Consider the following 14,555-nt stretch of genomic DNA (forward strand, 5'->3'; position numbering starts at 1 on the left):
TCATCTAGTGGCAAGCGTGGGAGGCCCGGACCCGGCAGCAGTGGCGTGAGACCCGCCGAGGGCGGCCCGCTGGCCGGGTACCGTCACGACGCCGGTGTCGGATGCCCGGCGTTGGAAGGTCAGCGGCTCGGTCGAGGGCCGCAGTAACGGCCCAGCCAAGCGACAACCCGGTGAGCTCCACGATCGGTCCGATGCCTCCGAGTGGCCTATCCCTCGTTGATCCCGCCGGGTCGAGGTGCGACTCTTCGGCCGTGACGACAGGCGAGGGCCCCCAGACCGGCTTCTGGCAGCTGGTCACTCGGCCGTTCCGCGCTGTCGGCCGCGGCATCACCCGCGCCGGGGAATTTATCGATTTCGTCAGCCTGATCGTCAACATCGGGCGGGGGATCGCATTGGTGGTTCGGGGGCTGGGCCGACTGTTCTCGGACTGGTTCTGACGGTTCGTCCGCCAGCAAGCCGAAGGCCCCACCCGCATCATCATGCGAGTGGGGCCCTCTGCCCCGTCCAGGGCCGGCGTCGTCGCCGTGCGACTCAGTGGACCCTGAGCGCGATGGTGCTGGCAAACGTCCCAGTAGCGATGTCGGGCGCCCCGGTGAACACCGCCGACCACGCGTACGTCCCGAGCGGCAGGTTCGCCAGGCTGACCAGCGCCCTACCGTTCACCACGGGTGCCGAGCCGAGCAGGACCCCGCCCGACCAGATCTCCGCGGTGCCCTGGTTCGCCAGGATCCGGGTGTCGACGTCGACGACGACGTCGATGGCGGCGGCACCGATCACGCTCGACTTGATCGACGCGGACAGCGTGGACTTCGCTGCCGTCACCACCGCGGTGACCGACGTCGTCGCGGGGGCGATGGTCGCGTTGCCGGAGTACCGGGCCTCGAGCGCGTACGTCCCGACAGGAGTCGAAGCCGGCAGGTTGACGTTCGCCGCGCCGGACAGGACGTTCGCCTCTCCGAGCAGGTTCCCGCCGGCGTCGTAGATGCCGACCTTGCCGGTGGCCGGCCCACCGGTCGCGCTGGTGACGGGCACCTTGATCGGCGTCGGCTGACCGAACTTCCAGGTGGTGGTGCTCGGCGCCAGGCTCGATGCGGCGGCCGTGACCGTCAGGGACACCGTGGCGCTCGAGGGGGACAGGTAGGCGGTGCCCGCGTACTGGACGCTCAGGTTGTACGTGCCCGCTGCGAGCGTCGTCGGCAGCTTGATGCGGCCCGAACCTGCGGTCAACGTGCCGGACGCCATGCTGGCGGTCCCGTTCAGGACGGTGACCGTGCCCGTGACCGGCCGGCCGTCGGCGGCCGTGACCGTGACGTCGACGCCGCCTGCGGTGCCGTACGTGGTGTCCGAGGCCGTCGCTGCTGTGGTCGTGGCCACCTTCGAGGTCGACAGGGACGCGGACGCCTGCGACCCGGCGATGTTCGCCGTGCCCAGGTACTTCGCGGTCAGGGTGTGCGACCCGGCCGCCAGCTCCGGCAGCGCGAGGGTGGCCGGCGACGCGACCGAGCCCGACGCGAGCCTCGTCGAGCCCTCGTAGACCTCGATGGTGCCACTGGCCGGTACGCCGGTCTCGGTGCTCACGGCGACGGTGGCGGTCGAGCCCGCGAGCGCCAGCGTGGTCGTCGAGCCCGACTTGCGGACCGCCAGGCTCACCGACCCGGTCGACGCCGCGACGCTTCCGTCACCGGCGTACTTCAGCGTCAGCGCGTACGAGCCGGCTGCCAACGTCGGCGACAGGCTGATCGACGCCGTTCCGGTGGCCGACAGTGCACCGGTCCCGAGCAGGGTCGCACCGGAGTACACCCCGACGCTTCCGGTGGCGGTCGCACCCGTCGCCGTCACCTTGACGTTCACGATCGACGCGGTCCCGTACGGGTTGGCGGTCACGGTCGCGGTCGTGGTCGATGCCTTCGGACCAGCCGGCGGCGGCGTGATGCCACCGTTGAACTTCAGGTCCACGCCCGCAACCGAACCGTTCGTCGAGCTCACCGTGACGGTGAACCTGCCCGACGCCGGCGTGAACGACTGCCCCGCCTGGAACGTCGTACGCACGGTCGAGCCCTGACGCTGGCTCTGCGTCGTGACGGCGTACCCGTCGTGCTTGTAGATGCGCACGCCCGGGTTGTAGTAGATGGGCAGCCCGCCCTGGGACAGCCCGCCGCTCGCGTAGGGGCCGGTGTAGAACGACGGCACGTCGGAGCCGGTACCGGCCCGGTACTCGACGAAGTACACCTCGTTGGTGCCCGGGTCCACGAACTTCAGCGCACGGGTGCCGGTGGAGGCGTTCGACGGCGTGAGCGTCACTGACGTGTCCGCGGTCGCGGTCCGGACGGCGGCGGCGGCGCCGGTGACGTTCAGCTTCTCCTGGAAGGCCACGTCCAACGAGCTCGGCTCCTCGTTGGCGATGACGGGACCCATCGGACCGAACGTGCCGTAGTAGGCCGCGGTGGTCCACACGTTGCTGGCGTTCGAGTACTGCAGGTCGGAGTGACCCAGGCCGAAGTTGTGCCCGAGCTCGTGGGTGACGGCTGCGGGCAGGTTCCCGACGATCTCGACGGTGCCGCCCGTCGCCGCTCCACCGCCGACGGTCGCGATGCCGGCGTACGGCTTCGTGCAGGAGCTGGGGGTGAACACGACGAGGTGATTGCCCAGGCCGCTCTGGAAGTCGACGCCGGGGAAGAGGTCGTCGGTCGCGTTCCACAGGCCCCAGTAGTCCAGGGAGCACACGTTGGAGGAGTTCCAGGTCGCCGAGGCTGCGATCGTGCCGGTGGCGAACACACCTTGGCCGTCACGGTCCCAGTAGTCCAACGAGTGCTGCACGCTGGTCAGGGCCTGTGCCAGAGTCACGTCACCGGTCGCGGACGAGTCGTTGTCGGCGACCACGTACAGCTTCAGCGGGGTCACCCCGCCGGTCGCCTGGACCTGCGGCGCCACGGACGCAGCGACGACCTGTGCCGGGTCGCCTTGGGCGGCCGCGTCGACGTCACCCTGGACGACGGCGACCACCGAGTCGCCGGACTGTGCGGCGTCGAACGTCGCCTGCTGACCGGCAGGGTCGACGGGAACGATCGCCCCGTCGTCGGTGCGGATGGCGTACTGCAACGAGTCCACGGCGGAGCCGTCCGCCTGCACGACCAGCAGCGTCCCGGTCAGGGTCTGGTCGAGCGTTCCGTCGGTGGCTGCGCTGGCGGGACCTGCGAGCGGGACGGTCAGCGCGGCGGCGACGAGCGCGGCTGCGAGGGCCCCGCCGACAGCGCGGTGCGCGACCGCGCTGCGCACCGGCCGCTTCCCCGGTCGGTGGGGGACGGGCTCGCACCGCGTCCATTGCTCGTCAGACAGCTCACTCGGGGTCACGCCTGCCTCATCGTCAGGAGCTGCGCCGATGTTCAGCGTGTGACGGAGCCGTACCCGGTCGGCGTAGTTCGCGTGGGCATTGAGTGCCGCTTGGACCGTTTCTCGTCGCGTGGGTGGACGGCGGAGGCGTTCTGGAGCGGGGCGCGGTCGGACGTCAGTCGCTCCGGCCGTCTTCGAGCCGTCTGCCTCCGCGACAGCGGGGGGCAGACACTTGGAGCAGGCGCCCGCTGCGGGGCGAGGCCGGTCAGGTCCCGCCCGCGTCCACCGTCTCGCTCGGCGTCTCCCGGGCGACGCCCGCCGCCGCGAGGGCCGCGTCGACCTGGGCCTGGACGCGCCGCGCGGATCGTCGGCGCTGCCAGGGAACGAGCACGGCCACACCGGCCAGCACGAGCACGAGCAGCAGCTGGGACCAGGGCGGTGTCCACACGGTGACGGCCGCCGAGGTGTGGCGCAGGGGAGCGTCGACGATGTCCTCACCCACGACGACGGGCGTGGCGTCGACTCGTCCGGCCAAGCGCAGCAGCGGCCAGGCCGGCAGGGTCGCCTCGACGACAGCGGATCGGTCGGGCAGCACCTCGCGCACCTCGGTCGTGGCCTCGACCGCGCCCGCGCCGGCGGGCCCGGCGAGGGACACCGTCGACCGGGCGCCGAGCCGCACGTTGCCCGCGTTGCGCACGACGTAGCGGACGTGCACCGTCCCGGGGGCGAACGGGTTCCACGAGGGCTCCCACCGGGGACGGACGTCCGCGGGGACGAGCCGGGCCTTGAGGTCGCCCGTGACCCGGAGGTGCACGCGGGTGCCGACGCGGGCGGCGAGCCGCACCGACGCGCCGTCGTCGACGAGTTCGGCGACGACGCCCGCCGGGTGGTCGCCGGGTGTGGCGTCGGTGGGCACCGTGATCGTCAGCGGGATCGTCGCGGTCGCGGCCGGCCCGAGGGTGAGCTGCAGGCGACCGTCGTCGAGCCGTTCGGTGCCGTCCGGCTGGCCGAGCTCGATCCACGCGCCACCGTCCTTGCGGCGGTCCTCGCCGGGAGGCACGTCGAAGTCGCCGGTGTCGTTCACGGTGCCGTCGCCGGCGTACACGACGAACGTGGCGTCGTGGTCGCTGAAGTTCGTCACCGTGACGTGGTCCGTCGCCGAGGCGCCGGGGTCGAGCGAGTGCCGGAGCGAGACCCGCCCGTCGGGCCCGTCGGCCGTGGCGGGCTGGACGGTCCACGTGACCGTGCCGGCCGGATCGGCCGCGGCCGGCTGCGGAGCCGGGGGCGGGGAAGCGGCGCCGGTGCGGACCGACACCGACGGCACTGAGCCCGCATTCGCCGGGACCGCGGCTGCGGCGACCGCGGGGAGAGCGAGCGCAGGCACGGCACGTGCGGGCGCGGCGACCGCAGGCGCGGCGACCGCAGGCACCGCGACCGCAGGCACGGCGACCGCAGGCACAGCGAGCGCAGGCGCTGCGACCGCAGGTAGAGCGAGCACAGGCAGAGCGAGGGCAGGCACGACGAGCCCCGACGCGCCGAGCGCGAGCAGGACGGCGACCCGAGCGGGCCGCGACGAAGCGATGTGCATGGTGTCTCCCCAGGCCGGCGCGCGGCGGGTCGCCCCGCCGCGCGCCGGCTCCGGTCCTCGGAGGGTCGGGGTCAGTCGACGGGGAACAGCGAGAGGGTCAAGGTGCCCTGGTAGCTGCCCGGCGTGGTGTCGACGGGCACCTCGAGCGCGAGGTCCGCGCCGAGCGTGGCCGAGCCGAACCGGCCTTCGGGGGTGGCCCAGGCCAGCCGGCCCGGGACCACGAGCCCCTCACCGCCACCGAGCGTGGTCGCCCGCACCGCACCGGCGACCAGCCCGGCGCGTGGGGTCTCCACGCGCGGCGACCACCCGAGGTGCTCGGCCCCGAGGATGCGGGTGCCGGAGGAGAACCTGTACGCCTGCCCGGCCACGGCCCAGCCGCTGGCACCGGCCTGGGACACCGACCGGGAGTCCGTCACGGTGACGGCGGGAAGTGCGCCGGTGAACCGCAGCCGGTCGCCGGCGTTCTGGGCCGGCGCGAGCGTGACGTCGTGCGCGGCGACGGAGAGCGCGAGCACCCCGTCGGCCTGCTCCGGGACGACCGCCGTGAGCGAGATGCCCTCAGGCGGCTCGGTCCGGAACAGGCGCGGCAGGAAGTCGATGAGGTTCTGCTGCCAGGTGTCGAACCCGTGCGGACCGGCGGTCAGGCCCGCGAACTCGTGCTTGACCCCCGCCTTGTCGAGGATGCCCAGCGTGTCCATGACCGACTGGTACGCGAAGTCGCTGACGTCACCGTTGTAGATCCGGGCCAGCCGGGTGTGCTCGTTGACGGCGGCGGCGTCGAACTCCGGGGTGCCGAAGAACAGGCCGCCGGAGAACGTGCCGATCCACCCGAACTCGCCGGGGTGGGTGAGCCACGTGACGAGCGTCCGCATCGCCCCCAGGGACAGGCCCGCGAGCGCCTGGTGGTCCGCGTCGGAGGCGATGTTGTACTTCGCCCGAGCGGCGGGTGCGAGGTTGTCGAGCAGCTCGGCGGGGTAGTCGGAGACGTTGCCGTTGCCCATCACGACGACCATCGGGACGATCGCGCCGTCCAGGGAGTGGTGGTCGAGGATCTGCTTGGCGCGGCCGACCTCGACCCAGTCGCCCCAGCTCTGGCCGCCACCGTGGTTGAGGTAGAGGACGGGGTACGGCTCGGCGCGGTCGGCGTCGTAGCCCGGGGGAGTCCACACGTAGGCGGACCGCTCCTCGTTCGCGACGGCGCTGTCGTAGGTGAGCACGGACAGCGTGCCGCCCTTGCCCTCGGGGACGTCGCTGAGCATCCGGTCCGTCGTGCCCGGCACGAACAGCGGGCTGACGCCGGTGAGGGTGTTGACCTTGTCCTCGGGGTCCTTCTGGTCCACCCCGTCGACGACGTACCGGTAGTAGTAGAAGCCGTCGAGCGGGCCCATCGAGACGCGCCAGCGGTCGCCGACCTTCGTCATCGGCACGCGGAACCAGGCGCCGTTGGGTGCCCAGTTGGCCCAGACGGTGACGTCCTTCGCGTCGGCCCACTGCGTGCCGGTCTCGAAGGTGACGATGCCGTGCTCGCCGATGTGCGGCGTGGTGATGGACCCGGCGGCCGGCGGTGTGTACGGCGCGTCGAGGGGCAGGTGCCCGTCGCGGGGGCCGTGCTCGGCGTCCTCGTGGAACGCGCGGGACGCGAAGTCGCGCAGCCCGGAGCGCCAGGTGTCCCACGTGCCGCCCGAGGCGGGGTCGACGCCGTCGAAGTCGTGGTCGACGCCGGCGCGGTCGAGCGTGCGCAGCAGGGCGTGGTTCTGGTTGTACGCCGGGTCGAGGACGTTGCCGACGTAGATGCGCAGGAGGTCGGTGCCCTCGTTGATGTCCTCGGCGGTGGAGGCGCTGATGGAGCCGCTGAGGCGCCCCGAGAAGGACCCGACGGCTCCGAACGTGCCGGGGTCGCTGCGCAGCACGGTGAGGGCCTGCTGACCGCCGTCGCCGATGCCGGCCACTGCCTGCCGGTGGCTGTCGTCGGACACGTGGTACGCGTCCCGGGTGGCGGGCAGGATGCCGTCGAGCAGCTCGGTGCGCGGGTCGGACCCGCCCGCCTCGGCCATGACGACGACCATCGGCTCGAGGCGGCCCTCGGCGGCGAGGTTGTCGAGCACCTGGGGTGCCCGCCCGAGCTCGGCCCACTCGCGGTACGACTGGTCACCGTCGGCGAGCAGGTACAGCACGGGGTACGGCTCGGCGCGGTCGGCGTCGTAGCCGGGAGGGGTCCAGACGAGCGTCGTCCGCTGGTCGTCGGTGACGGGGCTGTCGTAGGTGAGCTCGTCGACCGCGCCACCCGAGGGGACGTCGGACATCCACTGGACCGACGGTCCCGGCACGAACAGGGTGTTCCACGTGGGGTGGGAGGTCACCGCGACCGGGCTGCTCGGTTCCTTGAAGGCGTGGACGGTCCGGTCGGCCGACGTGGCGATGTACTGGTAGTAGTACAGGCCGGCGGCGAGGGGGCCGACGGTCGTCTGGTAGCTCGTGCCGCTGGGGTCCATGGCGAGGTTGGACCACGTGCCGCTGGGGCCGATGTTGCCCTGCAGCTCGACGACCGCAGGCCGCGAGCCGACGATCCCGTCGACCTCGGCCTGAGGTGCGGTGAACCGGTGGTAGCCCTCCGGGATGGTCGACACCCACGGGTCGGGCCCCGGCCCGTCGTCGGCCGCCGCCGGTGAGCCCGCCAGGGCTGTCCCTACCACGAGTGCCGCTCCTGTCATCACCGCCACCGTCCGTCGCTGTCCTGCGCGCGGGCTGCGCGCCCCCCTGCGAGTGGTCCGCATACGTGCTCTCCTCGGTCGCCGACCCGGGGATGCGACGCGCGCGGTCCCGCCCCGGCACGAGGCCGGAGCCACGCCAACCGTCCCCCCGGAAGAACGTGGGCGCCAGGCGGCGTCCACGACGTGCGTCCCCGCCTACATCGATGTAGACGCCGATCTCGGACACCGGATCGGACGCTTCTACACCGATGTAGACGTATCGTCCGGTCCTGTGCGCCGAAGCCGGAGTGGGATGTCGGCATCGTGGCGGTGCGTGCGGCTCGCGTCAAGCCGTCGTCCAGGACCGGGACGGAGCGCCCGAGGAACGGCGGGCCGGACGGCCGCTCGGCAGGGAGCGGCCTGACCGGCCGCCGGGGACGTATCAGGACCCGTCCGGCCGGCCTCCTTCCTGTTGGCGCCGCGTGCGGTGCGCGGTGCGCCCGTGACCGGGAGGCACGCTGTGAACACGACGAACGACCCCGACGACGGTGCCGGACGTGGTCCCGAGGACCCGACGGCGCCGCTCCCCGGTGCTGCCGCGGCGGGGAACGGGCCCACAGCTGACGACGTCCGCCCCGCCATGCCCCCGCCGCCGCCCCCCGTCGGCTCGTCGGGCACGGGCACCGGCACGGGCACGGGCACGGCCACGGGCACGGGCACGGGTGCCGCTTCCGGTGAGTGGCAGGACGGCGCATCCGGGAGCGGCTGGTCCGGGCCCGCCATGCCACCGCCGCCCACCGACCGCCGGTCCCTGCTGATCGGGATCGCCGGCGGCGCCGGCGCGGTCGTCGTGCTCGGTGCGGTCCTGTTCGCCCTGTGGCCGGACCGAGGCGGCGACTCGGGTGCCGACGCCGCCGTCACCACGTCCGCGACGTCGACCGCGACCTCGGCCGCGCCGACGGCGGTCCCGCCGGTGGTGACGAACGTCGACCGGACGCTGCCCGCCACGCAGGTGTGGACGGCGATGGGCGTGACGTGCGCCCAGGGCGACGTGCTGCGCATCGCCATGAGCGGGTCGGCCTCGCACGACCAGACCCCGAGCGGGACGGTGGGGCCGAGCGGGCTGCTCGACCCGGTCTTCCACCAGTACAACGTCGAGGGCTTCCCCGACGCCAACACGATGACCGTCATCGGCAGCCTCGACCAGGACCCGAACACGTTCTTCGTGGTGGGCGACGGCACGAGCTACATCTGCCCGCGGGACGGCGGGCTGTACCTCGGGGTGAACGACCGCGGGGTGGACAACAACAGCGGCGCGTTCCTCGCGACGATCACCCGCACGACCCAGGGCTGACGTTCCACCCCGACCACCGGCGCACGGTCGCCCACACGATTGCGCCGGTGGGCTCGGTCCTGTCGTACTGCGGGTACCGCCCGACGAGGGCGGCAACGGCCGACGCGTGCCGTGGACCGTCGGTGACCACGACCGCGTCGGCGTCCGCGCGCACCCACCAGAGGGCGGTCCAGTCGTCGTCGTACCCGTCGACGAGGAACGTGACCTGCGGGTTCTCGGCGATGTTCCGCAGCCGGCGCAGGGCGGTCGTCCGCTTGGGCTTGTGGTCGACGGCGTGGACGACGACGCCGTCGTCCAGCAGCGCGAACGTGACCGGCACGAGGTGCGGGACCTGGTCGCTGCCGGCGGTGCCGAGAACGGCCCGGCGGGAGGCCGCGAAGCGGGCACGGCACTCGCCGGGCTCCACCGACGTCAGCCGACGGTGACGACGGTGCCGGCCGGTGCCTGCCAGACGAGGTCCAGCACCTCGTCGTCGACCCGCACGCAGCCGTTGGACACCGGGCCCGTGCCGCGCAGGGTCGTGGTGTGGATCGCGGTGACGGCGGTGCCGGTCGGCTTGTCGTAGTGGTCGATGGTCTCGCTCTGCGTCGACAGCGGCAGGACCCGGGGCGTCGTGGTGCCGGGCTCGAGCCAGCGCACCCCCAGCAGGAACGAGAGCCCCGCCGGGGTGGGCGTGCCGGTGCTCCCGGTGGCCTTCACCGGGAAGGACTGGGAGCCGGTCGGGTTCGTGACGGTGATGGTCTGGGCGGCGGTGTCGACGTGGATGCTCCAGTCCGTGCCCGACGGCGTGGTGTCGGCGGCGCGGACCCACGCGGTGCGGCCGTTGACCTGGGCGCGGTCCTCGCTGGGCAGGGCGCCGCGGGTGGCGACGAGGACCCGCAGCCAGCCGTCGCGCTCGTCGAGGACGGGCAGCGTGGTCGGCTCCGACAGGGTCGTCGTCGGCAGGACGCCGACGGGCGTCCCGTCGGGCCGGTCGTAGGCGGCCGTGGGCCGGGCGACCACGGCGGTCTGCCAGAGGCCGAGCGCCGGGTCCGCGTTGCGTCGCGGCTGCAGGCCGTCGGTGCCGGGCAGCCCGGCGACCACGCTCAGCGGGTCGACGACGGGCAGTGTCGCGAGGTCCGGCGGAGGTGCGGGCGCGGCCGCCTTCGCCACCGCGACGGGTGCGTGCACGACGACCGCGGCGGGTGGTGCCGGGTCGACGTCGCCGGCACACCCGCCGAGCAGCGAGGTCCCGAGCGCGAGGACGGCGGCAAGCCCGAGGGTCGCGGAAGCCTGGCGTCGCACCGCTCACCTCCCTCCGTCCGCTCCATCGTGCGCCGCCCAGGGGAGTCTGCACAGCGCTGTCCACCTGAGAGCGGCCTGAGGGACGCGGGTGGCCCGGTGTCCCCGTCGCTAGCGTCGCCGGGATGGGGGTGCCGACGTCGTGGGGAGCGCGGCCTGATGAGGTCGCGCGCACCTACCCGTGCGACGACGTGCTGCCCGGCTCGCCAGTGCGGTGGTTCCGGGCGGTCGACGCGGACGCGCCGGCGCCGGCCGTCTACCGCTGGCTGTGCCAGCTGCGGCTCGCCCCGTACAGCTACGACCTGGTGGACAACGGTGGGCGGCGCAGCCCGCGGACCCGGGACCCGCACTGCGAGGACCTGGCCGTCGGGCAGCGGTTCATGCAGATCTTCGTGCTCGACTCGTTTGTGCCCGGCCGCGACCTGACCGTGCGGATCGACGACCCGCGGGCGCTGAGGGTGTTCGGGGAGGTCGTCGTGACGTACCAGGTGGAGGACGAGCCTGGCGGGCGCTCGCGGCTCGTCGCCGCGTTGCGGGGGGCCGACGGCGGGCAGCGCTGGAGGCGGTGGACCAGGCCGGTGCTGGCGTGGGGTGATCTCGTCATGATGCGCAAGCAGCTGCTGACGCTGGCAGCGCTCGCCGAGGAGGAGGCCCGGCCAGCCGCCGGCTGACGGGGTCGCCGGTGGGCGCCAGGAGCGGCAAGCCAGAACAGGTGACACGTGACACCCAACCGTGCAAAGGTGTGGGAGCGCGTCCACCGGCGGCCGCGCGCCCGGCCGGGACGGACCAGCGCAGCGACGTCCCCGAGCGAAGGACACCGCATGTCGTCGCAGACAATGACGTCCGCCCACTCTGCTCCGGGAGCGGAGGTGCACGCTGAGGGCATGGATCTCCCGATGAGCGGGCCCGTGGACCTCGACGGGCGCCGGTTCTACCGGATCACGGCGTACGACGAGCTGCCGCCGTTCTTCATGACCCTCATCGGCGCGAGCGACCTGTGGCTGTTCATCTCGAGCACCGGTGGTGTGACGGCGGGCCGTGAGGAGTCCGACCGGGCGCTGTTCCCGTACACGACCGAGGACAAGGTCGCGCACGGCGCCGGCCGCACGGGCGGCCTCACGCTGCTGCGGGTGTCCACGCCCGCCGGGCAGACCCTGCTCTGGCAGCCTTTCGCGGAGCGCCGCCCGGGCGACCCGGACGTCGAGCGCCATCTCTACAAGGACTTCCTCGGCAGCACGCTCGTGTTCGAGGAGCAGCGTGCCGACCTCGGCCTGCGCGCGCGGGTGTCATGGCAGACCAGCGCGCGGTACGGCGTGGTCCGGGGCGTCGAGCTGACGTCGCTGACGGACGGCCCGGTGGACGTGGACGTGCTCGACGGCTTCGTCGACCTGCTGCCCTCGGGCGTCACGGCGCAGACGCAGAACGAGTTCAGCGTGCTCATCGACGCCTACAAGCGGGCCGAGATCGACCCTGCGACCGGCCTCGGCATCCTGTACATGAACTCCTCGCTGACCGACAAGTCCGACCCGAGCGAGTCGCTCGCCGCGACGGTCTCCTGGCACGTCGGGCTCGCCCCCGTCGAGCACCTCCTGTCCACGCGTCAGGTCGGCGCCTTCACGGCGGGCCGCCCGGTGACCGGTGAGCGCGAGGTCCGGGGGGAGAAGGGCGCCCACCTGGTGCACGCGCGCCTCACCCTGGCGGCGGGCGAGCAGCGGCGCTGGCGGGTGGTGGCGGACGTCGACCACAGCGCCGCCGACGTGGTGCGGCTCCAGGTCGAGCTGGCCGACCGCGACGAGCTCGCCGCGCGGCTGACCGCCGACGTCGACCGCACCCGGGAGGACCTCGAGGGCCTGGTCGCGACCGCCGACGCCGCGCAGCTCACCGGCGAGGAGCTGGCTGCCGCGCACCACGGTGCGAACGTGCTCTTCAACATCATGCGCGGGGGAGTCCCGGTCGACGGGTACACCGTGCAGACGGCGGACCTGCGCGCGTTCGTGGCGCAGCGCAGCCCGAGGACCGCCGCCCGCTGCGCCGCCGCGCTCGCCGCGCTGCCGGAGACCGAGCAGATCGACGCGCTCGTCGAGCGGGCCGAGGGCACGGGCGACCCGGACCTGCTGCGGCTCGTGCGCGAGTACCTGCCGCTCACGTTCAGCCGCCGGCACGGCGACCCGAGCCGGCCCTGGAACAAGTTCCGCATCGCGCTGACCGACGAGCACGGCAGCCCCCGGGTCGACTTCCAGGGCAACTGGCGGGACATCTTCCAGAACTGGGAGGCGCTCGCCTGGTCGTTCCCCGAGTACGTCGAGTCGATGGCCGCGGTGTTCCTCGACGCCACCACGGCCGACGGCTACAACCCCTACCGCATCTCGCGGTCGGGCATCGACTGGGAGGTTCCCGAGCCGTCGAACCCGTGGGCGAACATCGGCTACTGGAGCGACCACCAGGTCATCTACCTGGTCAAGCTCCTGGAGGCGTCGCGCCGGTTCCACCCGGGCCGGCTGGAGGCGCTCGTGGACAGTGCGGTCTTCACGCACGCCGACGTGCCGTACCGCATCGCGTCCTACACCGACACGCTGCGCGACCCGGTCGACACCATCGCGTTCGACACGGTGACCGAGGAGCGCGTCGAGGCCCGGATCGTCACGGAGGGCGCCGACGGCCGCCTCGTGCACGGGTTCGACGGCGACCTCGTGCGCGTCACGCTCGGCGAGAAGCTGCTGCTCCTCCTCCTGGCGAAGGTCGTCAACCTCGTGCCCGACGGCGGCATCTGGATGAACACCCAGCGCCCGGAGTGGAACGACGCGAACAACGCGCTCGTCGGCAAGGGCCTCTCGGTCGTCACCCTCGGGTACGTGCGGCGCTTCCTGGCCCTGGCCCGGGACCTGCTCGGCGACGACCTGACGGTGACCACCGAGCTCGCCGGCCTCCTGAACGACGTGCACGCCGCGCTGGAGGCGCACGTCGGAGCCGTGGACCACGGGTTCGACGACCACGGGCGCCGCCGGGTGATGGACGCGCTCGGCGCCGCCGGCACGGAGTACCGGACGCGGGTGTACGCCGGGTTCGACGGCCGGCGCACGACGGTCGACGCCGGGACGGTGCAGGCGTTCCTCGACGTCGCGCAGAGGTACGTCGACGCCGCGCTGCGCGCCAACCGCCGTGAGGACGGGCTGTACCACTCGTACAACCTGCTCGACCTGCGTGACGGCCGCGCCGCCGTCGGGCGGCTGCAGGAGATGATCGAGGGCCAGGTCGCGGTGCTGTCCGCGGGGCTCCTGTCGCCGGAGGAGGCGCTCGACCTGGTGCAGGCGGTGCGCCGCAGCCGGCTCTACCGGGCCGACCAGCACAGCTACACGCTGTACCCCGACAAGGTGCTGCCGACGTTCCTGGAGCGGAACCGGATCACCGCCGAGCAGGCAGCGGCGTGCCCTCTGGTCGACGCGCTCGTGCGCGCCGGCGACACGTCGCTCGTGCTGCGTGACGTGCGCGGCGACCACCGGTTCGCGCCCGGGCTGCACAACGCTCGCGACGTCGAGGCGGGGCTCGACGCGCTCCCGCCGTCGGACGCCGTGGACCAGGGGCGGGCCGCCCTGCTCGACGTGTGGGAGCAGGTGTTCCGGCATGCCGAGTTCACCGGGCGGTCGGGGTCGTTCTTCGCCTACGAGGGGCTGGGCAGCATCTACTGGCACATGGTGTCGAAGCTGCTGCTCGCGGTGCAGGAGAACGTCGAGCGGGCGGTGGCCGCAGGGGCCGGTCCCGACGTCGTCCAGGGCCTGCGCGACGCCTACGAGGACGTGCGGCTCGGGCTCGGGTACTGCAAGACGCCCGAGGTGTACGGCGCCTTCCCGGTGGACCCGTACTCGCACACCCCGGCGGGCCGGGGGGCGCGGCAGCCGGGCATGACCGGCCAGGTCAAGGAGGAGGTCCTCACCCGGCTCGGCGAGCTCGGCCTGCGCGTGGAGCACGGTCGGGTCGTCGTGCGGCCCGTGCTCCTGCGGGCCTCCGAGTGGACGGCTGGGCGGGAGGTGTTCCGGTACCTCGACGTGGCGCAGCGGCGGCAGTCGGTGGTGCTGCCGGCCGGGTCGCTGGCGTTCACGTTCTGCCAGGTGCCCGTCGTGTACCGGCGCGGTGCCGTGCTGCGGGTGGTGGCCAACCTCGCGGACGGGTCGCAGGTCGCCGGTACCGGTGGGGCGCTCGACGGCGAGGTCAGCGGGCAGGTGTTCCGCCGGACGGGTGACGTCGTGCGGATCGAGGTCGAGCTGCCCGCCTGAGGAGCCCGCTGCGGTCGACATGCCGGACCCGGACGGTCTTG

Annotated in this window: 9 protein-coding genes; 4 read left to right on the forward strand and 5 right to left on the reverse strand. The window is 73.1% G+C overall.

The genetic code is table 11. From position 1 onward, the window contains the following. The first annotated feature begins 251 nt into the window (after positions 1-251). Positions 252-437, forward strand: coding sequence for a hypothetical protein (locus ACVW07_RS14440; RefSeq protein WP_456819928.1), 186 nt, complete (start codon positions 252-254; stop codon positions 435-437). Between the two features lie 94 nt (positions 438-531). Here ACVW07_RS14440 and ACVW07_RS14445 read toward each other — a convergent pair whose 3' ends face one another. The 3 genes from ACVW07_RS14445 to ACVW07_RS14455 all read right to left on the reverse strand — a co-directional run bounded on the left by ACVW07_RS14445 (position 532) and on the right by ACVW07_RS14455 (position 7,629). Next, on the reverse strand, positions 532-3,276 hold the full coding sequence (locus ACVW07_RS14445) for an Ig-like domain repeat protein (protein WP_456819929.1): 2,745 nt from the start codon (positions 3,274-3,276) through the stop codon (positions 532-534). A 319-nt stretch (positions 3,277-3,595) separates the two neighbouring features. Next, the gene (locus ACVW07_RS14450; RefSeq protein ID WP_456819930.1) at positions 3,596-4,918 is read right to left on the reverse strand and encodes a COG1470 family protein; all 1,323 of its coding nucleotides are present in this window, start codon (positions 4,916-4,918) and stop codon (positions 3,596-3,598) included. Positions 4,919-4,989: 71 nt separating this feature from the next. Then, positions 4,990-7,629, reverse strand: a complete 2,640-nt coding sequence (locus ACVW07_RS14455) for an alpha/beta hydrolase (protein ID WP_456819931.1) — start codon at positions 7,627-7,629, stop codon at positions 4,990-4,992. Positions 7,630-8,128: 499 nt separating this feature from the next. Between ACVW07_RS14455 and ACVW07_RS14460 the strand changes: the two genes are divergently transcribed. Continuing rightward, positions 8,129-8,962 carry a hypothetical protein gene (locus tag ACVW07_RS14460; protein ID WP_456819932.1) on the forward strand — a complete coding sequence of 278 codons (834 nt, stop codon included), beginning with the start codon at positions 8,129-8,131 and terminating at the stop codon, positions 8,960-8,962. On the opposite strand, the gene ACVW07_RS14465 is transcribed toward ACVW07_RS14460, so the two are convergent. Both ACVW07_RS14465 and ACVW07_RS14470 read right to left on the reverse strand, forming a co-directional pair. Continuing rightward, positions 8,940-9,368, reverse strand: coding sequence for a TIGR03668 family PPOX class F420-dependent oxidoreductase (locus tag ACVW07_RS14465; protein ID WP_456819933.1), 429 nt, complete (start codon positions 9,366-9,368; stop codon positions 8,940-8,942). The two genes, ACVW07_RS14460 and ACVW07_RS14465, sit on opposite strands and share 23 nt — an antisense overlap. A 5-nt stretch (positions 9,369-9,373) precedes the next feature. After that, positions 9,374-10,246: a L,D-transpeptidase family protein gene (locus ACVW07_RS14470; protein WP_456819934.1), complete on the reverse strand. Its 873-nt coding sequence runs from the start codon at positions 10,244-10,246 to the stop codon at positions 9,374-9,376. A gap of 122 nt (positions 10,247-10,368) precedes the next feature. On the opposite strand from ACVW07_RS14470, the gene ACVW07_RS14475 reads away from it, so the two are divergent. Next, on the forward strand, positions 10,369-10,914 hold the full coding sequence (locus ACVW07_RS14475; protein ID WP_456819935.1) for an SRPBCC family protein: 546 nt from the start codon (positions 10,369-10,371) through the stop codon (positions 10,912-10,914). Positions 10,915-11,127: 213 nt separating this feature from the next. Further along, a complete protein-coding gene (locus ACVW07_RS14480) occupies positions 11,128-14,514 on the forward strand; it encodes a hypothetical protein (RefSeq protein WP_456819936.1) in 3,387 nt (1,128 codons plus the stop codon). The last annotated feature ends 41 nt before the right edge of the window (positions 14,515-14,555 follow it).

Source organism: Cellulomonas sp. URHB0016, assembly GCF_054057935.1.